We start from the raw sequence: 23,234 nt of genomic DNA on the forward strand, positions 1-23,234 counted from the left end.
CATGAAGTTGTTCGGAAAAAAGAAAAAGGAAAAGAAAAAAATAGAAGCAGAAGAGAGGGACGAATTGGAGCTAGAGGAGGAAGAGTTGGAAGAAGAGGAAATACCGACGCAATTAGACAATCAAACAACAGTGTTTGATGTTATTGCTCCAGAAGGAATGAAAATTGATGCAGAAGATTATGGGGTCATTAAACAATCTTTAGGAAGTAATACGTTCTTTCGTCCGTTTTATATTCCACGTGATGGGTACCCGCGTATGATGCAAACCAATTGGCTCAACATGTTAACTTCGGCTGGGGAAGTGGATGTCATGATCGATATTCATAAAGAACCAAAAGCTAAAGCAATGCGATCATTAGATATGCAGCTGACGATGTTACGTTCCAATCTTTCTTTCCAACGTACACGAGGAAACATTGACCAAGAAAAAGACTTAGATGCAAAAATTCAAGATACAAACAATTTAATGGATGAAATCCAGTTCAATGAAAACGACTCCTATATGGTGAGTACAATGGGTGTTGCTTACGCAGAATCAAAGAAAGAATTGGACGTTTTATGTGAGTATATTGAAGATGAAATGCAAGCATCTCACTTTAAGATAGCAAGTACTTGGAACCGTGTGAAGAGTGGTTTGAAAGCTACTATGCCATTAGGTGCACCAAATACACTGCAAGATACCTATCGAAATATCGATAGACGTGCGTTATGTACGTTTGCACCATTTGTATCAGGATCGGGGAGATTTAATGGTGGCATACCAATAGGAAAGAATAAAATTACTGGGCAAGTAGAATTTTTAAATTCATTTGGTAATGCAGATTATCGCCCGCCAAACTATAACATTGGTGTAACAGGGATCTCAGGTTCCGGAAAAAGTTTACTTTTAAAAATGAAATTAGCTCGTGAAACGTCACTTGCAGATACGCATGCAATGATTATCGATCCAGAAGGAGAATTCGTAAAAATTACAAAACGTCTAGGTGGTATTAATTTAAATATTTCACCTGAAAGTAATATCATTATCAATCCTTGTGCAATCGCTGTAACAGAACTTCAGATTACGGATAAAGATGAAGAGCTAGAAGCACTTGAACAATATGATAAGAAAGAACTTGTAGAGCGTGATGGCATGAAGTATGTGAGATTTGTACCAATTTTAGAGAAAATCAATGAAATACTAGGTTTCTTTGACATTATTATTCGCGGGCAAGACTTTGATCAACCAGGATTAAATGTATTCCAACGTACTATGCTAGAAGATGCAATCCGTGAAGTGTTTGATAAACATGGTATTACTTCACATCCTTCCTCTTTATATACAGATGAAGTGAAGAAAGTGGATGGACAGTTAATTCAGTCTCAAGTGAGAAAGCCAGAGCCAGAGTTAAAAGAAATCTATGATGTCATAGTAGAACATCATGGAGACGATGTAAAAGCAGAAGAGTTAATTGCTGCGATTCGACCATTCTTACGCGATGGTTCAAAACCATTATTTGATGGACAAAGTCATTTTGGTCGTGGTGTGGAAACACAGTTAAATGAATCACGCGTTGTTAATTTTAACATTAGTCATTTAGAGGAAGGGTTTTTAAAACCAATCGCTTTCCACGTTATCTTGAACTATATTTGGGAGCATTGGATTAAGAGTCCAGAACACGCTATCAAGCGAAAAGTATTATATGTTGATGAGATGTGGCAGTTTATCGACTATGAACAAACGGTTAACTTCTTGGAAAAAGTAGCACGTCGTTCACGTAAAAGAAATGCCGGTATGTGTTGGGCAAGTCAGGACTTTGTTCGTATTTTAGAAAATGTAAAAGCTCGTGGTATCTTGCAATCTACTTTCTCTTATTTCTTCTTAGAACAAAATAAAATTGATAAGAAAAAGATCCAGGAGAACTTTAACTTAACTGCTGGGGAGCTTGATATTATTCTCAACAACCCTGGAAAAGGAGAAGGGATTTTCCGTGTCGGAGATAGTTCGGTTTGGATTCAAACTGATCCATCTGACAAAGAAATGATGTTCATTGAATCAAATGAAGCGGTACTACAAGAGCTTTTAAACAATATGAAGAAAGTACAAGGTTACGCAGGATAATGGCGTACTCTTAAAAAGGAAGGTGAAATTATGCTTGAGAAAATAGTAGAGTGGGTCGGAGGCTTAATTATTGCTATAGTAAAGGCTTTTCTTAGTCCGGTGTATGCAACTTTGGATCCGCTGCCAGTTTTAGTGTTTGGAGGAGAGGGAACAGAAGGAAAGGGGACAAACTTAGATTTCTTATTTTCAGGTAATTCTCTAACCAAAGTATTAGACACAGGCATGCCTGTCATGTTCAAGCTTGTTGCTTTTTGTGTCCTTGTCAGTGTAGTTATTACGGCGGCAAAATATTCGGCAACAGCTATTAATCCAAATAATAGAACAGCATTAATAGAGTATGCGAAGGATTTGATGATCATTTCAATTTTTCTTTGGCACCTCGATTACTTCTATACACTCATATTTGAAATCAATTCTTGGATAATAATAGAGTTTAGAGACGCTGTTAATGTAGCAAGTGGGGGGAATTTTGATCCAGATAAGGGTACTAAATTTCTACAACCTGGATTTGGTGGGGCTGGACTTACCATTACTGAGCTGGGTTTGAAAGGTCATGAAAATGACTATATGTTTATTATATTTGGTTTGTTTATAGAAGCTGGTCTCATCGTCTGGGCAAACTTTTACTACTTAATGCGAGCGGTGTCACTATACGTTTTAATGTTAATTGGTCCGTTAATGGTAGGCATGTGGCTATTTCCACAAAAGAAACAACAGACATTATATTGGATACGTGAATTTATAGGAGCGGTGTTCATACAAGCAATTCATGCGATTACCTTATGGCTCATTATTTCTTTAATTGGAGCAGCAAATAGTCCGTTAATCAAATTAATTTTACTTGCTATGTTTATCCCAATAGGTGAGATTGTAAAAAGTTTTATTGGCCTTAGTACCAATGCATCAGGTGGCATTCATAGAGCAGGTACGATGATGGGTATGGGTGCTTTAGCAAGTGTGGCTGGACTCGTTAAAGGTGTTCGTGATGACTACCGTAATTCAAAAGCAAAACCTGATGATAAAGGGGATAAAGAAAAGACAAAAGAAGATGCTGATAACCCGAAAGATGCATTAGGAGCGAATTTAGGTACAGATGTTGGTACAACATCTCGTGCAGCTCGTATGTTAAAAGCTGGTCAAATTGGAAGTTCAATTGGTAAAGCGGCTGGTGGACTTGCAGGTATGACAGCAGGAGCTGGTCTTGGACCAGAAGGAATGGCAATAGGGACATTTGCTGGCAGTAAAGCGGGCGGATTTACTGGTGCAGTTACTGGAAGATCTGCTGCTGCAGTTGGCGAAGGGGCTGTAGCCTTAGGAAAACATATTGGTTCGAGTGTAAAGAAGGGTGCGGATACGTATTCAAATCTAAATGACAAATCTTATCCAGAACTAACCGATGAAGATATTGCACAGGATTTAGCTACAAAAGATTTTGAAAATTGGAAAGCGGATAATCCCGATTCTGCAGTTGCAAGTCGCTTAAGACAAGCATTCCCTAGTGCTTCCGATGCAGAGATTGCTAAAAAAGTAGCGAAAACAAACAATGATCAGATGTCTCGTTTATCAAATCAGCGGAAACAAGATTTACAAAATATGAAGAAAACCGCTACACCATATGGAAATGCTAGAGAGTTAGTTAACGCTGCAACGAATGCATTCCAAAAGGGGTATGAGGCAGACCATAAAGATACGTTTATGAGTCAGTTACCAGAAAATATGTCAGCAGAAGAGAAAGAGAAACACTGGAGCGACCATCTGAACACAAAAGTACAAGGATTTAGAAACCACGCAGAACAGGCGGCAACAAAAGCGGGAGCTATGCCAGTTGATGCGAAGGATAAGCAAGGAAATAATCTGTTTGATAAATCCTATGTGAATAAAGATGCGTTTGCTTCTCGACTTGCATTAGGAAAAGTCGGAAAAGCAGTCGAGGATGTAAAAGAAGAAACGTTAGAAAGTGGCCATCAAAATATGGGACAAGTCGGTGCTCTTGTCGGTGCTTCTACTGCTGCATTTAAGAAAGTGTATAGTGCAGACCATAAGGCTGGATTTATGAAACAATTCCCAGCAGATATGCCGCAACAAGAAAAAGAAGCAGCATGGAATAAGCATTTAGATCAAAAAGTACAAGGATTTCAAAATCATGCGCAACAAGCGGCGGAATCAGCTGGTATTGTACAGCAAAAAGACGGTACAAACTATGCGAATAAAGAAGCTTTCGCTTCTCATTTATCACAACAGTTACAAAAAGATCCTGGGTTAAATGCTGTGGGTGTATCTAGCACAGCAGGCATTCAGAAGGCAGTCAACGGTGTGAAAACGCACGGTTTGAGAAGTGGAGCAGGAAGCCAGAAAGCGAAACAAGTAAGTAATGTTGAGAACCTGGTACAAGCCTCTACAGAATCCTTTAAACAAGGCTATGCAGCAGAACAACAGGCAAGCTTTATGAAAAAGTTGTCTCCAACTATGTCTCAACCACAAAAAGAGCAAGCTTGGCAGTCGCACCTGAATGAAAAAGGAAATGAATTTAAAGCAGTGGCACAACAAGCGGCAGTACAAGCGGGAGCGATGCCCGTACAGGCGAAAGATACGAGTGGTAAGAGTCTACATAATCAATCGTATATTAATAAAGATGCCTTTACTTCGCAATTAACGAAAGGATTACAAAGCCATGCAAATCTTGGAACAGTGAGTCAACAAGTAGGTTCTGGAATTACTAGTGCGATTCAAGGTGTTCGTTCACATGGTGTTGCAACAGGTGGCGCAATCAATAAAGCTGTATATGCGGCGACACAAACGCAAGCGAGTATAGCACATGCAGGAGATCTTTCCGTTGCGGAAATTGAACGCTCTTATGCAGATGCATCAACAAGTGTAGCAAATATTGCACAAAGTGCTGGTAAAATGTCTATCCCAACATCTGCAGTGGGACGTATGACACAGCAGAGTACAAAACTTGGCATGAGTGTAATGGAAGGTGCGAAACACCTTATGCTTGCGGATAGCATTGATACAGTATCAAATGCATACTATAGTGCTGCGAGTGCTGTACAACAATCTGGAGGGAATGCAGTACAAAGAGTGATAAGTGGAACTAATGCTGCTGTTAATACATCATTAGGAGGGAATGCAGCAGAGCGTCACTATAATGTGACAAAAGGCTTAAGTTACGCCGCAGGTGTGATTGGTGGTGCGGGTGCTTATCAAGCGACTGCACGTATGGTAAGTAAACATAATCCTTATAACAATGCTGTTCAAACAGAGGCAAAAGAAATTCAAGAGATTCAGAGAATGGTACCAACAACAACGGATGCTACTGGAAAACAATCGGTTGTTCAAGGTGCAGTACGTCTTGTTACGACAAATAATAAATCCTGGATTGAAGCAAAAGACGCTAGTGGTATGACGCAAGTTGTATCTCGTTATGGTAGTGGAGATAGCAGTATACGATCTGGACAAGTCGTATATCAGGACTTAAATATTTCAGATGGACAATTAACGCAGTATCGTAATGGTGCGAAAGCATCTCCAGCCTATATACAAGATTCAAGTGGTGGAAAAATCAATATCAATCGCTCGATCAATGTAAATCCAAATCAATTAGTAGGAAACCAAAATCAAAGACCGTTACAACAGAAACCGGTATTTAATGAACCACCACTTACGGTCAATCACAAGGTAGACAATGGTCACTTCTATATGTCTGATTTAGACCAAGGTGGTTATAAAAATGTACAAATGGTGGTAGAAAGAGATCGTAGTTATATGGTTGCGACAACAACAGATGGTACAGTGTCACGTATTTCGCCGTTTGGAAAAGGAGATACGCGCTTACAAGTAAACCAAAGGATTGAAAGAGCTTGTGAAGTGAAAGACAGTAGTATTAAGCCAAGAGAAGAAACCTTAGTAACACATACACAGGATGAAGTTGTTCGTACAGAGACGCATCTGAATTTATCAGAACATGACCCACAAAATCTGATTCCATTTGCGCCAAATCCTCGCTTAGCACAGCGAAGAGGAAGAAATTCTCAAAATGGAAAATATGGTGTGATAAGTCTATGAGTCAAAACCCTAACGATCCAAATGAACAGAAAAAAAGTAATCCTTTAAAAGATGTAGCTTCCCACTTTATTAAGAAAAAAGGGATGCAAGCGCGCGGGAAGATGGCAAAATTGGCAGGGAAAGCAGGAAAGGCGGCAGCGAAAGCTGCTGCCAAAATGCTAAAAGCAGGTATATTAAAAATTGTGGGTGCCGTTGTGGCAGCGGTTGGAGTACCTGCCGCTTTAATTATGGGAGTAATTATTGCTGTGTGTGTGATTTTAGTCTCTTTTGTACCTTTTACCGATGATGAAAGTAAGACAGAGGAACAAGTAAAAAAATATATGGAAGTCTCAATGGCTCTGAATGTGGATTGGAAAGAGGTTGTCGCCTTTGACATGGCGCGATATGATAATGATTTAACTGGTAAAGATCCGCATGATGCTATATCATATTTATTGGATATCCAATATGAAGAATATACGGAAAAAGAGGTATGCGAGGCGGGACCGAATGGTCCTTGTGAAAAAAAGAAAAAAGAGATGCAAAAAACAAAATCTGAAAGTTACTCCGGACCAGATGTAAAAAAGATATTAGGAGATACAGATTTTAAGAAAAAAATAGATGAGATTAATGCGAGTGGAAGTAAAAAAGTGACAACATCTTCTCATGGGCTAGAGAAAGCGATGGAACTCGCAAAGTTTAGTAAAAGTCAAAAAGAGCGTGCTCGTGAGATATTAGAAGCGGGGATGTTAGAAGGAATGTATGGACATCTTGCCCCTACTACTGGTGGATTTATTGGTGGTATGTGTGTAGGTAATGTGAGTCCTGGCGGGGAGCCTGTCAATCTTAATGCAAAAGTTACAGGATATCTTCCAAAGATTAAAGAAATGGCAGAAAAACATGGTGTTGCTCAATATGTTGGTATTTTGGCTGCCCAAATGATGCAGGAATCAGGTGGAGCAGGAAATGACCCGATGCAGGCTTCAGAGGGGCATTATGGAGACATGAGCCCATCTTGTGTAGGTGTCAAGGGGAACGCACGTGTAGGATGTATTAAAGATCCCAACATTTCTATTGAAGCAGGCGTACAAGAATTTAAAGATGTGTTAGCAAAGGCGAATGGAGATATAGCCCTAGCCTTACAATCTTATAATTTTGGATCAGGATTCATTAGCTATGCTTTAGCAAAAGGTGGATATTCAGAAGAAACAGCCATTGAGTTCTCAAGAAGTAAGAATCATTTAAACCCAGCAGGTTGCTCCGATCCGAATAATTTCAGGACAAAGGTTAATGCGTGCTATGGGGATTATACGTACGTTTCCAAAGTTTTGAAATATTACAAAGATTTAGGATGTGTGGCGGATGTATCTGGAGAATGGATTTCTGATAAAGGTTGGAAATGGCCAACGAAATCAGGTCGTATTACAGATACGTTTGAAGCAGTTCGTGGTGGAAAACAACATAATGCTGTAGATATTGGGGCCATGACCGCCGGAAAAGCTGGGGACCCCGTATGGTCGATGGAAGCGGGTATTGTAACAAACCAAACAGGAAATGTAAACGGTGGCGGTCTAGGTGTCTATGTAGACCATGGAAATGGTATTGTATCTCGTTACTTACATTTGAGTAAAATATCAGTTGCACCAGGAACTATGGTGACAAAAGGACAGATTATTGGGGAAATGGGCGGTTCTAACTTTGATAGAGATTCAGGTTTCCTTAATATGAATGGATACGCTGTCCATTTAGATTTCCAAATTCGTATTAAGGACCAACCAACAGATCCAATGAAATTCTTTAAGAAAAATGATGATCCAGGGTTATCATCTGGTGGCTCTCCTACAATGACAAATGCTAAACGACAAAAGGTACTGGAAGAAGCGAAAAAATGGCTGGGGCAAGGGAAAGTAAGCTATGTATCCGGTGCTAGAAATCCAGCTGCAGGTAGTGCAGATTGTTCTGGATTCACACAATATGTGTTTAAAACTAGTATAGGTGTCCAGCTTGGAGATTGGACAGGTGCTCAAATTGGACAAGGAAAACAGGTGCCAGATATCGGACGTGCACAACCAGGAGATTTAATTTTCTATGAAAATCCGAACCATGTATCTATTTATTTAGGGAATCAGAAAATGATTCATATTGGTGATAATAAGGGTGTACAAATTACAGGTCTAAACTATACGGCAAGAGGACAACATATGTCGCAAATCCGTAATGTTATAGACTGATTTGGGATGTGAAGAAATGAAGAAAGTCATGAATGTGTTAGCGAATCTGCCTCGTAAGTACTTAGTTATATTGGGAATTATAGTGTTAGTAGTAGGCGTTGCTACCTATAATACGATTCATCGTTACATGATGAAATCACAAGTACAAGAGGAAGAGCAAGTAAATCAAGATGAAATCGAGATGCTTGGAGATAAGCCTAAGGGATTTGATACAAAAGAAGAGGAATATATCGCAAAGACAAAAACTGTAGAGGATTTACTACGAAAAATTTCTAATAGTAGTTATGATGTACCGTACTTGTTTACAAAGGCTGGATTTGGTATTGAACCGATGAAAATGACCAGTAATGAGCGTATGCTGGCTACAGAAGCTGTACAACGATATTTCCTAAATGGGGATCAGTTTTACAATGCGCGAATTACAAAAATTGACCGTGGGAAAAAAGTTGATACGTTTCATATTGAAGTTTTAATTCAACAGGTAAACTTTTTGGAACCACGACAATTTAAAGTGCAGGTAAACAAATATGCACAAATTGTAACACCAATTGCACAAATTCCACATGGACAAGAAGAAGTACCTGTGGATTAAGAAGAAAATGAGGGTTGTGGAAGAAAAAACACAACCCTTTTATAAAAAATAAAGAGTACCTAAAATTATTTATTGAATATTCATAATTTTCTGATATAATAAAACCATGGTTAAAGGAAATTTGTATATAACGCTAAAATGAGATGGATATGGAGGAATACAAATGAGAATGTTAATTGGAACAGCTGCGAATTTTGTTTCGGGGTATTATATAGGACGAAATTCTGGATTATTAGGAACGTTGCTTGGATGGGCTTTTTTGTTGGGTGGTGGCTATCTGTTAATAGAAAATTGGGATAGTATCACAGTATGGATGCATAGTTTAAATATTGTACGAGGGCTAGATGGTTACGAAGATATGAGCAATGGCTTTATTTTTATCTGCTTGGTAGTAAGTGGCTTTATTTTTATCTTGTTGTCCCCGATTTTCATTATTTTAATAATAGTTTGTTTCGTTTTAATGAATATTGTTGCTTGTACACTTGTGTTATTAACATCACCAAGTACGTATATAAAGAAGAAAGATAAGGAGAATGAGTGGGAATGAGTACAATTCTAGTTTTAGGTGGATCAAATGGAAGAACGCTAGAGAAGTTGGCCAAAAAAAGAGACTGCCAGGTTATTTTCCATGATGGGATAAATCACGGAGGCGTAAAGAAAACCTTTCGAAGTGTTATAAAAAAATGCGATGTTATTGTCATTCAAAAAGGTGCATGTGGCCATGTATCTATTGATGTAGCAAAAGAGTACGCAAAGAAGTATGATGTCCCACTATTATTTAATCCAGGATTTGGTGAAACTGGTGCGCTTGAAATGGGATTAAAGCATTTGAAGGTTGCATGAGGTTTGATACATATCTGTGGAATTGTAATTGTTAAATCAATATATACCATTAAAAAGGGTGGAGGAAGAAGTAACAGTTTAATCGAAAAGGAGGAATGAGGTGGAAGAAGAGTGTTATTGTAATGCAGAGGAAGCCGAAAAATGATTATAAAAAGAATATTGCATACCAAAATGCAACTAATATAATCCAACCAACTATTAGAGCGATATATTTTATAATTCTCAAGTTTTACTCCTTTTTGACTATAGATTACTTTATCTGTCAGAAGTTTATTGTTATTTTAAAATTCCATTAGAAATGAATATGAAAATGCGATATTTTGATTTTGAAATACTAATAAAAATTAAAAGGACCTGAAATGGACAACAGGCCCTTCTACAAAAGTGCATAAGAGGAAAACAATGACTATTTATATATTATCAATGAATGTAATTTAATTCTAGGTTCCAGATATTGAGAAATAAATATTAGAAATGCTGTTAGCATAGCGGATGTAAAAATCATAATGAAAGAAATATTCTTACCTTATGAACGGATATTTTTGGGGCAAGTAAAAAAGAGCGCTATTGAACAACGCTCTTTCTCGGAGTGTGTAGAGTTGATCGAATAAAGTAGGTGTATGTGTGTATTATCATCCCGCCCAGTATAGACTATGAATTTTTTTAAAAAAGGTTACGAAAAATACAAAAACACTTATAAAAGTATTTTTGTATTTATTGCTACTACAATCAGCAGTAGCGAGAACATAATGAAAGTGGAGGATGGAAAAAAAGAATATGAGTAGTGGTATTAGATATAAATCGGGTTTCGTCATTTTGATTTATTTTGTTATGACACAATTTGTAGGGATAATAGGTGTACAATTGTTAGCGAAGACAGGTTGGTATGATATCCAGGGAAACCAACAGCAAGCAATCCAACAACTTCTTGTGCATTGGGAACTAATTGGATTTTCACTTACATTAATAATCATTTTTCTTATATATAGTAAAGAACTAATGAATGATCCCAAGTTATCGATTAAATTATCAAGAAATTCATTTGTATGGATTTTAGTTGGGATCATAGTAGTATTTCTTGCGCAGATGGTTGGTAGTGTTTTAGATAAGAGTGTATTTCAGTTAACTACGCAATCAGCAAATACGTCTAGTACAGTCGCTGCTGCAGCAATATCTCCTGTGGCACTTGTTTCAATTGTTCTTCTTGCGCCTTTAGTAGAAGAGTTTGTTTTTCGTTATGCGGCCATAAACATTTTAATGTCTAAGTTTAAGCAAACTTGGAGCATACTAATAAGCTCATTGTTCTTTTCTATCATGCATTTTGATTTTCCATTTATTTTTGGATATTTTTTATTAGGACTTGTGCTTGCTTTAGTATATGTGCGTACTAATAGGTTACTAGTATCATTTGTTGTTCATGCTAGTATGAACTTAATTGTTGTTATACTCCAGATTTCTTGATGAAAAAGCAGCGGATTTGTGCAACTTACTAGTGATCTAGTTTTGTATGTTTATGGATTTAAAATTATGATAAGATTAATAAGAATACATTTGAAAATGTGGGTTCAAGTTGCTGTATTGACTGAATTGCACCAAAAAAACCAATTCCATTACACGGGAATTGGTTTTTTTGGTGTGTGTTGTTAGCATAATTATTGACGGCCTAAAGGAGATTTGTTTCTTTGTAGTTTAGTATAACTTAAATAAAAAGAAAATTCAAAAACAAAATGATGAATCTTTACATATTTTTAAATTATAACACAAAAATGTAAAGATATGGTTTATAATGGGTGGTGAAACACTCTCCTATGTTTCTAGTGACTGTATCTTTTATCTGTTTTTGGTGCGAAATCTGTTGATAGATTTTGCACTTTTTTTTAATGTTTAATAGGATCAGAATGATATAGTGCCCCTATTTCTTGTAAACTCCTTTTCTCCATACCCACTCAATAGGACCATACCGGAAATATTTACTCCAAATCTTGCTGAATATAATTTGTACAAATATAATTAAAAGCCCGAAGGTACATAGTTGCCAGTAATATACGTGTGAGACATCTTTCAAGTACAACGAAAGAATGACAAGAGTTATTATACTTTGGCTAATGTAATTCGTTAAAGCATATTTACCTACGTTCATAAAGGGCTGCAGCCACTCTCTATATTTTTTATTCTCACAAACTCTAAGTAGGGTACAAATATAGAATATAGCTAGCGTTTTCCCTCCAAATAGAATCCATAGTTGTATATCCTGAGAGTAATAGACATTCGTTTTTATAAAGTAGTAGATAATAGGATACGAGAGAAGACATGAAATACATAACGAACTCCACTGTAAAAATCTAATTTGCTGTATTAATTCTGGTACCCTTTTAAAAATATTTTTCTTGCCAGCCCATAAACCAATTAAAAATAACCCTATATATTCCGGAATTCCTATTAGTAGTTGCTGAAATTCCTGGGTCATTAGAAAGAAAAGACGTGTTTTTACTTGATGTGAATAATGTGTAAATAGATTTACCGTGTGATTGGTAGTGTTGCCTGTAAACATATATTGATAGTAGTTTGGCACTTCTGGAATAGAAGAACTTGTTCGTAAAAATACAATAATATGTAATACATAACTAACTAGTAGGAAACTAAAACCAGCTATAAAAATAAGCTTAGTAGATCGCTTATAAAAGAATAATAGAATAAATCCAGCTAAAGCATACGCATGTAAAATATCTCCGTACCATAGAAAGGTGAAGTGGAGTAAACCGAAGACTAGTAAGATACACAGTCTCCGTATAAATAGTCTATACATGGGATACCCTTTTGCTTCTGTATTTTTCATAAAGATGTAAAATCCTACTCCAAATAAGAATGCGAAAATAGTATAGAACTTTGATTGAATAAATAAATCTACTAAAAAGCGAATTACTTTATCTATACCAATATAACCCGCTTGATTAAAGGGATCTAGTCCCGTCATAGTGGGTAGATTCGCAAACAGGATACATAGTATGGCTATACCTCTTATTATGTCTAAAGAATGAATACGGGCGTTTTGTTGCATGTTAATTCTCCTTTCTTACAAAGAAAAACGAGCACTATACTAGCTAGCGCTCGAATTACGTCTTGCAAAGAATCCATCATATGTAGCAGCTGAAACGGCTCCTTCTAGACGTTCAACTTCTTCACCTCTGTTATAAGCTACAACAACTGGAGTACCTGGAATGTCGAACTCTTGAAAGGCACTTTGATTTTCTGGTGTAGAGATATCAATACGATAAATGGTTCTATCATGCTTTTTCGACATACTATTGATGTCTGGCGCAGCCTTTTTACAATAATGACAGGTTGGTTGATAGTAATAAGCAATGAATTCTTCATGGGATTGTATTTTTTGCTTTAATTCATCTTTTGAAATATCTTTTATAATCTCAGGTGATACTTTTGCGTCTGCAGCATATACAATTGTTTTTTCTGGTGTTATAGTTTCTGTTTGGACTGATTCATTCTTAGTTAAAGTAAAAATCGCGATACAAGCAACGCATAAAGTTGTGATAACGGCTCCGATTTTATAGACTTTTTTCATAGTAAATTCCTCCTTGAAATAAAAAAGGACAAACCTCGCCCGAGTTAACAGGGCGTAAGGTTTGTCCTTCACGCTACGTACAATAGAGTATAAACAATGGAAACAAATTTTCTATCTATATAATACCATAAAATTTATATAGAATACTATAATAATTTTAAAAGAAAAACAAAGGAACAACTTAATCGTAAAATTTCATGTACCAGATTACATATTAAAAACAATAAACAGCACAACAAGGGGATTCTCTGTGGTGTATCCAACTGATAGGGACATCCAATAAGCATAAAATCATTCAACAAACACATCTCAAAAAGTGTGTGTACTTATGAAGTGTGTCTTAAGTACATTTTGATACCTTTTGAAGTAGTTTAAGCTGCATAGAATATACTATATCTAAAGGTGTACCTTTTGTTGCGTACGTTTTCTTTAAAATGTTGGCCGTACGCCTAATAAAAAAGAATGCACATTAAATGGAAGAAGGTCGTATTTCCTTTTAGCAAGGGTTTAAAGAATTTCTTATAATGATGCTCTGTTTTTGATTCATTATGTTTCTCGTGTATGGTGAAAGCCTGTTACAATAGTAAAGAATAACTTGGTTACAAATTGATAATGAAATGGGGAAATATGCTGGATGAAAGCAACCGGAGTAACTAGAAAAGTGGATGAATTAGGGCGTATAGTAATTCCAAAGGAACTTAGAAATACGCTTGGGATTAAAGAAAAATCACCATTAGAGATTTTTGTAGAAGGGGAAGACATCATTTTACAGAAGTATCAGCCTGGTGCTGTTTGTGTATTAACAGGAGAAGTGTCAAATCGTAACATAGCATTAGCAAATGGTAAGATCACATTAAGCCCAGAAGGTGCAGAACTATTAATAAAAGAAATAGAACAGTATCTTGTAAAATAAGTGCTCCTTTCAAGGGGCTTTTTTAGTAAAGATATTTAAAATTTCACGTACCGTGATATTTAATAAAAAACAAGATACATAATCAATAGTCTACATTGAATCTTATGTTGAACTCATCTGCTAAATGGAGTCCCTTCTCTTTTGTCCAGAATCCTGTAGACGTTTTTTTTAATTCCCACTCTTTAAAACGATTTGGATATAATTCATTCAACATATGATAAGGACGACTACCCAAAAATTATAGCGCATTTAACATAGCAAATGGACTTGATTTCCATAATTTTATACAAGGAGTTTGGAGTCGATGTTTTAACAACCATTTTTGTGAATATACATCTATTAACTCTTCACGAGACAAGTAAACGGACCTTTATTTAATACTTAAATTATCATTCCGATTTTTACCACAAATTCTTTTTAATTGTATAGCAGGTGAGAATTTTCTGTACTTATTTCGTTTTAGCTTCCATACTTTATGTATGTAGTGCATTCTTATCAATTTTCCCCATTACTTTAACTCGTAGGGGCATTAACTTTAGAACTCTACTAATGGATAAGCAAGTTAATAATTATACTTGAAAATGGAGTGATACGATGAATAAGACGTATGATGTCATCATTACCGGTGCTAGATGTGCCGGCTCTACCCTGGCAATTTATCTTGCTAAGGCAGGTTTCCATGTGTTGTTAGTGGACCGAGCGAATTTTCCAAGGGACACATTATCAACCCATACCTTTTTCAATAATACTGTCGCTCTTCTTCGAGAAACCGGTGTCCTGGACAAGTTATTGGAAACAAAAGCACCGCCGGTACGGGATATTAAATTTCAATTTGAGGATACCGTGATAGAAGGTCTCATCCCTGAGGTTTACGGAGAGGAAAGTTGTTATTGTATTAGAAGAACTTATCTCGATCATATTCTACTTGAACAAGCCAAATCCCAAATGAATGTAACTGTTTTAGAAGGATTTCGTGTGACGGATGTCATCCGTGATGACGAAACAGTGATAGGCGTGAAAGGTTTAGACGGCGACAACGAGAAACAAGAATTTTTAGCTCGCCTGGTAGTCGGGGCAGACGGCCGATCCTCTATTATTCGCAAGCTGGTAAAAAGTGAACTCAAAATAAGTATTCCGGCAACAGTCGGCATCTATTTCGGGTATTTCTCTGGATTTCGCCACGATAATGTCCCTAAATTTGAAGTATACAAGATAAAAGATAACACAGCCATTCTCTTTCCGACGAATGATGATTTATATGTAATTGTCGGCATTTTCCCATTAGAAAATAAGGAATTGATAGAACGGTTGAAATTAAATCCGGAAAGCTGTCTACGCAATTTCTTTACAGATAACTTTCCGAATACAACAATTGGGGCGCGCTTGAAAAATGCAGAACTAGTAGAACCGGTCAAAGGCATTCTGGGATATGATAATTACTGGTATAAAGGAATGGGAAAAGGATGGGCGTTGGTTGGAGATGCAGTTTGTTTTAAAGATCCTGGCATGGCGCAGGGTATCCATGATGCTATATGTGGAGCACGTATATTATCCAATATTCTATCAAAATATAAGGGACAATCCGATCAATCAAATCAAATGTCTGAAGAATATCAAAAGGCAATAGAAGATGAGTTTATGGTTCGGTTTCACATGGGATGCCAAATTTCGAAGAATGAACGCATATCTGAACAACAGGATGCTGTCAACAAGCTAATCAGTTCCCATCCAGAGGCTATAGAGAAGTTTTTAGGGATTTACAATTATGCAAACGAGCCCGCTGCTTTAGAAAAAGAACTCGCACGAATTATGCAATCGATCTAGCAATGATTTTAGAGATTAAGTAATTTAAGTACAAAAATAATTCACTATGAACCTCCCCCACTTACTCGCTTCCGCTTGAAGTGGGGATTTCTTAGCATCAACAAAGACAAGGTCCCATGAGAAGCGGATTTTCCATCTCCTCTCTGCACCTATGCAGGGACTCCTTTTCTTCATTTGACTAAGCAACTTCTGCACATGCAGAAGGGTGGGACCACACCGTCTACTACTTTTTGCTTACGCAATCCACAAATACTTTCTCTTCGTTTCTTCCGGGATATGACACATCTTTCCGTACAGTTCTTTTACCAAAATGTTGCGGGCACCGTGAATGTCCCAGTGTTCTTCGTAGCCGCACACACAAACGTAGTTACGTGTCCACACTTTCTTCTTTGGCAACAAGGGCATGTTTGAGAAGTGTATGCTTCGTCTACGAGAAACAATAGAGGTACCTTTAGCAATCTAACCTATTTCGATGCTGGAGCCAGAGTGACTTCGGGTGATGCTACAAAAGCCCTCAATAACCACCGTTTGGTAAATATTGTATCGCTGTGACCCATTTTTACACGTATCTCGGCTGAACCCCTATAGGGGTAGCTTCAGGAAAATGCAGATGCTTTGTGGGACTGTTTAACTGGATTTATAGGTCTTCCTATAACAATAGAATGGGAATTTTTCGAGAGTACTCAAAAAATGTTAGGACCTTATGCGGATTTAATTTTAAAAATATTTCAAGATGCACAAAATGAAATGCCAGGTAAGTTCTATATTGTTGTAAAATAATTAAAAGGATCTTAGGTGAAAATAAAAACCGTGGAAATATTTAATTTCTACGGTTTTTATTGTATCAATTAGGCTTTCTTTCATAGTGGCCCCTCATACCTCGAATCGTTTCCGTACCCCTACAATGTAAAACCAGAATCAATAACAAAAAAGCCATGCAAATGCATGACTTTGATTAATCAATATGTATCTCTGTTAAATCAAGACATTACGATTCTACGGGCACCGTATATACCTTCCCTAAGTTTCGTTAATAACATCGAATACAAACAAAAAGGTATATAGCTATAATTGATGAGAGGTCTGCTGAATAAACAGACCTTTTCATTTGAATTCCGCAAAAAATTTTGTGTCTATAATTCCAAAAGCGACTTTACAGGGGAATGGATTTTTTCCTTCTGAAGCAGCATGCATACAAGAAATCACCCAATATTCAAGTTCTAACGGTAAGCGGTATATTTGAAGGCTACCATCATTGTTTTTTGCTGTTACGATCGGTGCATTTACCCTGGTTGTAGCAAAACCATCCGTTGTTATCATTGCTACTGCATCATTCGCTTGAAAACCAGCGCTTAACACCTCGTAAATCACTCCGTCTTTCTCATTAATAATCATAGGTATATTTAGAAAGGGATAGCTATTAATATCATTATGAATAACTACTCCTGCTGTATTTTTTCTTATCTGATTCCCTTGCATTTTATAACCCCCTTTATAAGAATCTAACATGTTCGTTTACATGCTTTCTATTTTACATCTATTATATTATAAAATTGCAATTTCATCTTGTTATAAAAAGCATCCGTACATATGACAGCACTATTTGATGGATCAATATCAACAACAGTCATATAGCTAGAGAGCACATAACCATCTTCATAATATGTAATTAGTATTTCTTCTTCAGATAATAAGGAACATAACAACATGTTCTCAATTAGTTCTTTTTCTTCATCTGTTAAGATCGGCTGAGTTACCTTGCTTTTCTCCTTGATGATTTCACGAATACCAACAAACTGCTCTGGCATACTGGCGAACGGTTGCCATTTTACCATTCCTCTTCCTTTTGGCATATTAGCGTTATTCATGATTTATGTCCCCCTATTAGAGTGTTTCTATATCTAGCTGTAGCACTATTCGTGTAGGAAATCCCACGTAAAATACTGTTTTTCCCAAACTTAGTGCGTATTTCATCCATTACTTTCGTTAACTTCACTTCTTGTTCTCGTTGCGTTATGTTATCAAAAAGAGAAATTTGTTCCTCTCCTTCGTGGATTAGGTTCGTTAGAGAGATGTTTATGCTGCGAATGGGTTCGCCTGTATATTGTTGATATAAAAAGTATGTACAGATATGATAAATATCCATTGTTAAATTTGTTGGGCGGCCTAAAGTATGTGTTTTTCTAATGCCGCCTGTATAACTTTTGCTATAACCGACTGAAAAATGAACGGTTTGAGCAAGTTTATTTTGTCTTCTAAGCCGATAACAAACTTCTTCAATATGTTCCAGTAGAATAATCGGAAATTCTTCTATTGTGTAATCGCGCATGAGTATTTGGCTTTTCCCAACAGAAGTTGTGGCAGGAACATATTTTTCTGAAATGCGACTAAAGTCAATTCCGTAGCTATGTAAGTGTAATTCTTCTCCAATCTTACCGAAGCTCTGTTTTAAGTATTTAAGAGGATAATTGGCTAAATCTCCTATAGAATGTATTCTTTTTCGATTCAACTTTTCTTCCGTTTTGTACGAAATGCCCCAAAATTTATTGAGCGGTCGTATGCTCCATAATTTTGTTGGGACATCTTCATATTTCCAATAGGCAATACCGTTTTGATTCTTCTTTGCTTCAATATCTAAAGCTACTTTGCTCATTAAAGGGTTAGGACCAATTCCTATTGTGCACTCGATTCTTGTTTTCGCATATATTTCACGTTTAAATTTCAACGAAAACTCATGGGGATCGTTAGCAAATAAATGAATACTATCTGTAATATCCATGAAGAACTCGTCGATAGAATATTGGTGAAAATCCTCAATAGGAACGTACTGTAAAGCTAATTTTGTTATGTAATTAGAGCATTTAATGTATGTTCCCATAATCGGATTTACAACAAGAATGTCTTTTCTGCAAGGAATCTCGTATAATCTGGCCATCTTCTTTACACCCAATGCTTGTAATGGTGGAGTGGCAGCTAGAACGATTGAACCGTTTCTATTTACATCACCGACTACTGCCAATTTTGTATACATAGGATCTAACCCCATTTTGATGCAACTTACTGAAGCGTAAAAGCTACGTAAATCAACACATAAGATGATTCTATTCGGTAAGATAGAATAGTCATACACTGTTATTCCTCCCTAAATAAAAAGAACGTTTGTTCCTATTATATACGAACTTGTGTTCTTTTATAAAGAGTTTTTTGTTTGAAAATAATTTTTTGTATAAAGAAAAGACACTCGTATACGAGTGTCTTTCAGATAGTCTGCTTGTGGGAGCAGCAATTCTAATATCAATCAGCAATAAGAGGGAATAGATATATATCCTCTTACTATTATTTAAAGGCGCGAAACAACAAGAAGAGACACTATACAGTGTCTTTTCTTGTTGATATCGCTTTAAGTAAAATGTAGTGATTAATAAAAGAGTCTTGGATGCTTCTTGATTAATCTTAGTATAACACTAATTTTAATCTTGATATATGAAAGTTTGCATGTATTAAGGTGTATATTTCAATTGATACTTTTTGTTTCATGATCAAAAGAATACCGCCAGTATTTTGAAAAACCTCCACGTTAAGATTATGCACGATTTTATACAGTTTTTTGACTGATTCAGTAACAAACAAGAAACCTAAAACCGCACTTTAATAGGGATGTATAAAAAATTGTATAGAAAGATAGAACAGAAAAGGAGCTTCCCTTGTGAGAGTAGGGTTCCTTCTTTTTTCTTGTTACCAATAATAGGACGTTATGTTAACTTAACTTGTATACAATATACAAATCAAATCACAAAACATATTAGTTCTTCTAAATGGTACAATAAGGAAAAAAGGGGGTTCTAAATAATGCCTTTAGAAACGACTATTTTTTGCATCATTATTGCAATAATCATTGGTGCACTATTTGGAGGAATTATACGTATAATTCAGCGTAACAGTAATCAAAAGAAACAAAATCAAGTTGAGCAAAAATTAGATAGAGTTATTCAACTGTTAGAAAAACAAAACAAAGATTGACCTTACCTCCAAACAGAAGTGGTTTGCTATAAAAATCATTAATAGGAGCTAAAACATGAATTTTACAGAGAAAGAAATTAAGAAAACGAAACAAAAAGTGTTAATTATATTATTTTGTATAGCTGGTTTGTTCGTATACGGAGTTTATTGGGCATTCTTCAGTATGGATCGACTACCTACAGGTGAAAAGATTGCTGAAAAACAATCTCCTGACGGAACATATACATTTAAAGCTTATATAACAAATGGCGGAGCAACAACAAGTTTTGCTGTTAGGGGGGAGTTAGTATTTAATCATCGTGAATATTTCAAGACAAAGAATGTGTATTGGAATTACCGAGAAGATACGGCAAAGATTGTATGGAAAGACAATGATACAGTAATCATTAACGGACATATGTTAAATATTCCTGAGGATACATACGATTTCAGAAACGAATAACTGTAGACTTATAGATACATTGACTACCGTTAACGAATTTTACGTAAACTAGCCTCTCTTGTAGGAGCTAGTTTTTTCTTAGTATGGATTTTTTCCAAAATGCTGGCGATATCCCAACAAGGCTATTAAAAAAAGGGCTTATATGAATATCAATCTCCTTTAATTATGTATAATTATTTCACTGCTTCTTTTAATTCTTTTCCAGCTTTAAAAGCAGATGCCTTTGAAGCGGCGATTTGCATTTCTTCACCTGTTTGTGGGTTATGTCCTGTACGTGCAGATTGTTCACGTACTTCAAATGTACCAAAACCAAGAATTTGTACTTTTTCTCCATTTGCTAGCGTATTTGTTATTGTATCTAAAACAGTTTGTGTTGCTGCAACTGGATCCTTTTGTATAAGTTCCGTTTTTTCTGCTACTACTTTTGCTAATTCTGTCTTATTTATTTTTTGCACCTCTTCATATGTAATTAGGTGACTATTATAACGTGTGTATAATATTATGCATAGAAAAAGTACTAGCAAGAGATAAGGGACAATTTCTGTATGGTAGTAAGAAGAAAAATCTGTTAATGAAACTTCAGGGTTTTAGCTTGATGGGCATAGGTTAGTGTCAAGAAAATGCGGATTTACAGCGTTAAAGAAATTTCAATATTAAAAAGCCTAACTTCTCAATTTAATATGAAGAAATTAGGCTTTTTTCATTTAGTGGTGAAACCCATTATCACATTTCGTATCATGTGGCATAGGTCCGTCAAGGGAATCCAGAAAGGAAACGGTCTTTTTGAGGTTCCTCAAAAATAAATGTGCAAGATCCATGGAAAATCCATTTCGAACCACAACGCGCATAATCGTCACCGCTTCCATATCTGGAGGCAATGGGTAGGCAGGTACTTGCCAGCCGAACACACGCAATTGTCGAGATAAATCATAAAGATTCCAATTTGATGTGTAACCTTCTTTTAGTCGCCAAGCGAAAACCGGAATATCCGAACCATCGGACAAAAGTTCGAACGGTTCCATCTTCTGAATGGCTTTGCTAAGAAAAAGAGCGACTTTCTGGGAAGCCCTTTGTACATCATAGTACCCACTTTTTCCTAAACGCAGGTAATTGTAATATTGTAGGAGCACTTGTGCACCAGGACGAGAGAAATTCAGGGCAAAGGTCGGCATGTTCCCGCCTAAATAGGAGACACGGAAGATTAGATCCTCAGGGAGATCTTCAGCTTCCCGCCAAATTATCCAACCCAATCCAGGATAGACTAATCCATATTTATGTCCGGATACATTGATGGACTTCACCCTCGGTAATTGAAAATCCCAGACTAAATCTGGTTGAAGAAACGGTGCTATAAATCCTCCCGAAGCTGCATCCACATGCATGGGAATGTCAAGACCCGTCCTCGCCTGTAAATCATCCAACGCTTTCGCAATTGCGGCAACCGGTTCGTAAAGACCGGTATAAGTTTCACCGAGAATCGGTACCACACCAATCGTATTTTCATCCACGGCTGCGAGGACTCCCTGAGGATCCAATTGGGGATGTTCTGGACTAATCTTCACATAGCGTGGTTCAACCTCCCAATAATTCGCGAATTTTTCCCAAACGACCTGAACAGCCGAACTAAACACAATATTTGGACGATCCACTGGCTTCCCTTCGTTTTTACGTGCATTTTGCCAGCGTCGCTTTAAAGCAAGTCCACCGAGCATACATGCTTCCGACGATCCAGTTGTTGAAACGCCCATAGTCGTAAGGGGGCTGGGCGAATGCCAGAGGTTGGCTAAGATGCGGACACACCGCTCCTCAATTTCAGCTGTCTGTGGATATTCGTCCTTGTCAATCATGTTCTTGTTGAATGATTTTGCATATAATTGCTCTGCGGCAGGCTCCATCCATGTGCTAACGAATGTTGCAAGATTCAGGCGGGCGTTTCCATCAAGAGCAATTTCATCATGGACGATTTGATACGCTGTTTCTGGTAACATACCTTTATCAGGAATATGAAAGCGCGGAACGACGGATTCACCTTCGCGGGCAAACAGAGGATTTACAGAAAATTCGTGAGGTAGCTCTTTTTGCATGTGACGCGGTAGAGATTGTGAATTATCTGGCATAATCTCTTTTCTTTCATATGCATCCTTTTGAACTTCTGCTTTTCGATCCTGTGGCATACAAGTCCCCCTTAATTAATTTTTTAACAAACATATTATTTACAAAAACTCATTTGTTAAAACAAGGAACAATTCTATTGAATGACTCACCATACTCCCTACTTTAGCTTGGTTTTCGCAACTTCAGTAAGTGTGGGGCAATAGAACGTTGAAGATTTTACGGTTGCAACGTTTTTCTGCAACTAACCTCATATCCTCAGTTTTCGAAGAGCAATCTGTACAAGTAAATGATAGCAAACAGGTTGGTCTATGCCAACTGACATGAATCTTCCACGTCCTCACTTCGCGTTCCTTAAGGAAGGAGTCTTCTTGGCTAAAATGATAAATTATAAAAATATAGGCATAGGTAAATAGAGAAGAATATATCATTCTTTAAGAATGATATATATTAAAAGTTAATTAACTATAAGAAAAAGAATTTCATATTACAACTAAATATAATTAATTTATTTTACCTATGTGATGAAAAG

19 protein-coding genes and 1 pseudogene are annotated in these 23,234 nt (G+C 36.7%); 12 read left to right on the forward strand and 8 right to left on the reverse strand.

Annotation, left to right across the window (positions count from 1 at the left end):
• Nucleotide 1 precedes the first annotated feature (1 nt).
• The 7 genes from N2V92_RS00700 to N2V92_RS00730 all read left to right on the forward strand — a co-directional run bounded on the left by N2V92_RS00700 (nucleotide 2) and on the right by N2V92_RS00730 (nucleotide 11,272).
• Entirely contained in the window at nucleotides 2–2,101 is a 2,100-nt protein-coding gene (locus N2V92_RS00700) for a VirB4 family type IV secretion system protein (RefSeq protein WP_061662885.1), read from the forward strand.
• Between the two features lie 30 nt (nucleotides 2,102–2,131).
• Nucleotides 2,132–6,166 carry a hypothetical protein gene (locus N2V92_RS00705; RefSeq protein ID WP_170264916.1) on the forward strand — a complete coding sequence of 1,345 codons (4,035 nt, stop codon included), beginning with the start codon at nucleotides 2,132–2,134 and terminating at the stop codon, nucleotides 6,164–6,166.
• A complete protein-coding gene (locus tag N2V92_RS00710; protein ID WP_170264915.1) occupies nucleotides 6,163–8,376 on the forward strand; it encodes a lysozyme family protein in 2,214 nt (737 codons plus the stop codon). Before N2V92_RS00705 ends, N2V92_RS00710 begins: the two co-directional genes overlap by 4 nt.
• Nucleotides 8,377–8,392: 16 nt before the next feature.
• On the forward strand, nucleotides 8,393–8,968 hold the full coding sequence (locus N2V92_RS00715) for a hypothetical protein (protein WP_033699716.1): 576 nt from the start codon (nucleotides 8,393–8,395) through the stop codon (nucleotides 8,966–8,968).
• A gap of 163 nt (nucleotides 8,969–9,131) precedes the next feature.
• Nucleotides 9,132–9,515: a hypothetical protein gene (locus N2V92_RS00720; RefSeq protein ID WP_074790578.1), complete on the forward strand. Its 384-nt coding sequence runs from the start codon at nucleotides 9,132–9,134 to the stop codon at nucleotides 9,513–9,515.
• Nucleotides 9,512–9,811 carry a DUF2325 domain-containing protein gene (locus N2V92_RS00725; protein ID WP_170264914.1) on the forward strand — a complete coding sequence of 100 codons (300 nt, stop codon included), beginning with the start codon at nucleotides 9,512–9,514 and terminating at the stop codon, nucleotides 9,809–9,811. The genes N2V92_RS00720 and N2V92_RS00725 overlap by 4 nt, the downstream gene beginning before the upstream one ends.
• 777 nt (nucleotides 9,812–10,588) lie before the next feature.
• On the forward strand, nucleotides 10,589–11,272 hold the full coding sequence (locus N2V92_RS00730) for a CPBP family intramembrane glutamic endopeptidase (RefSeq protein WP_098506574.1): 684 nt from the start codon (nucleotides 10,589–10,591) through the stop codon (nucleotides 11,270–11,272).
• 451 nt (nucleotides 11,273–11,723) lie between these two features.
• On the opposite strand, the gene N2V92_RS00735 is transcribed toward N2V92_RS00730, so the two are convergent.
• Nucleotides 11,724–12,869 carry a DUF418 domain-containing protein gene (locus N2V92_RS00735; RefSeq protein WP_170264913.1) on the reverse strand — a complete coding sequence of 382 codons (1,146 nt, stop codon included), beginning with the start codon at nucleotides 12,867–12,869 and terminating at the stop codon, nucleotides 11,724–11,726.
• Nucleotides 12,870–12,908: 39 nt separating this feature from the next.
• Nucleotides 12,909–13,391, reverse strand: a complete 483-nt coding sequence (locus N2V92_RS00740; RefSeq protein WP_000758638.1) for a thioredoxin family protein — start codon at nucleotides 13,389–13,391, stop codon at nucleotides 12,909–12,911.
• Between the two features lie 634 nt (nucleotides 13,392–14,025).
• Here N2V92_RS00740 and N2V92_RS00745 point away from each other — a divergent pair.
• A complete protein-coding gene (locus N2V92_RS00745) occupies nucleotides 14,026–14,304 on the forward strand; it encodes an AbrB/MazE/SpoVT family DNA-binding domain-containing protein (RefSeq protein WP_000648342.1) in 279 nt (92 codons plus the stop codon).
• A gap of 594 nt (nucleotides 14,305–14,898) precedes the next feature.
• Nucleotides 14,899–16,128 carry an NAD(P)/FAD-dependent oxidoreductase gene (locus tag N2V92_RS00750; RefSeq protein ID WP_001044754.1) on the forward strand — a complete coding sequence of 410 codons (1,230 nt, stop codon included), beginning with the start codon at nucleotides 14,899–14,901 and terminating at the stop codon, nucleotides 16,126–16,128.
• A 302-nt stretch (nucleotides 16,129–16,430) separates the two neighbouring features.
• Here the strand turns inward: N2V92_RS00750 and N2V92_RS00755 are convergent, their stop codons facing one another.
• Complete coding sequence (locus tag N2V92_RS00755) at nucleotides 16,431–16,586, reverse strand: zinc ribbon domain-containing protein (RefSeq protein WP_119782053.1); 156 nt, start codon at nucleotides 16,584–16,586, stop codon at nucleotides 16,431–16,433.
• Between the two features lie 142 nt (nucleotides 16,587–16,728).
• Here N2V92_RS00755 and N2V92_RS00760 point away from each other — a divergent pair.
• Nucleotides 16,729–16,908 (forward strand): annotated as a pseudogene (locus N2V92_RS00760) (barstar family protein); the annotation flags it as partial.
• 324 nt (nucleotides 16,909–17,232) lie between these two features.
• On the opposite strand, the gene N2V92_RS00765 reads toward N2V92_RS00760, so the two are convergent.
• From N2V92_RS00765 to N2V92_RS00775, 3 genes are read right to left on the reverse strand one after another with little or no spacing between them, the layout of a single operon-like run.
• Nucleotides 17,233–17,607 carry a hypothetical protein gene (locus N2V92_RS00765; RefSeq protein ID WP_088060535.1) on the reverse strand — a complete coding sequence of 125 codons (375 nt, stop codon included), beginning with the start codon at nucleotides 17,605–17,607 and terminating at the stop codon, nucleotides 17,233–17,235.
• Between the two features lie 47 nt (nucleotides 17,608–17,654).
• Nucleotides 17,655–17,996, reverse strand: coding sequence for a YolD-like family protein (locus N2V92_RS00770; protein ID WP_097892106.1), 342 nt, complete (start codon nucleotides 17,994–17,996; stop codon nucleotides 17,655–17,657).
• Entirely contained in the window at nucleotides 17,993–19,258 is a 1,266-nt protein-coding gene (locus N2V92_RS00775; RefSeq protein WP_098506582.1) for a Y-family DNA polymerase, read from the reverse strand. The genes N2V92_RS00770 and N2V92_RS00775 overlap by 4 nt, the downstream gene beginning before the upstream one ends.
• Before the next feature lie 719 nt (nucleotides 19,259–19,977).
• Between N2V92_RS00775 and N2V92_RS00780 the strand changes: the two genes are divergently transcribed.
• The gene (locus tag N2V92_RS00780; protein ID WP_086423436.1) at nucleotides 19,978–20,148 is read left to right on the forward strand and encodes a DUF4083 family protein; all 171 of its coding nucleotides are present in this window, start codon (nucleotides 19,978–19,980) and stop codon (nucleotides 20,146–20,148) included.
• Between the two features lie 55 nt (nucleotides 20,149–20,203).
• Nucleotides 20,204–20,590 (forward strand): DUF5412 domain-containing protein, encoded by a 387-nt coding sequence (locus N2V92_RS00785; RefSeq protein ID WP_097892111.1) that lies wholly within the window; start codon nucleotides 20,204–20,206, stop codon nucleotides 20,588–20,590.
• A gap of 173 nt (nucleotides 20,591–20,763) precedes the next feature.
• Here N2V92_RS00785 and N2V92_RS00790 read toward each other — a convergent pair whose 3' ends face one another.
• Nucleotides 20,764–21,036 carry an HU family DNA-binding protein gene (locus tag N2V92_RS00790; RefSeq protein ID WP_097892127.1) on the reverse strand — a complete coding sequence of 91 codons (273 nt, stop codon included), beginning with the start codon at nucleotides 21,034–21,036 and terminating at the stop codon, nucleotides 20,764–20,766.
• Between the two features lie 258 nt (nucleotides 21,037–21,294).
• On the reverse strand, nucleotides 21,295–22,764 hold the full coding sequence (locus N2V92_RS00795; RefSeq protein WP_098506581.1) for a glutamate decarboxylase: 1,470 nt from the start codon (nucleotides 22,762–22,764) through the stop codon (nucleotides 21,295–21,297).
• Nucleotides 22,765–23,234: the final 470 nt, after the last annotated feature.

Origin of the sequence: Bacillus sp. CH_48 (assembly GCF_038008465.1) — a bacterium.
Taxonomy (GTDB): domain Bacteria; phylum Bacillota; class Bacilli; order Bacillales; family Bacillaceae_G; genus Bacillus_A; species Bacillus_A thuringiensis_S.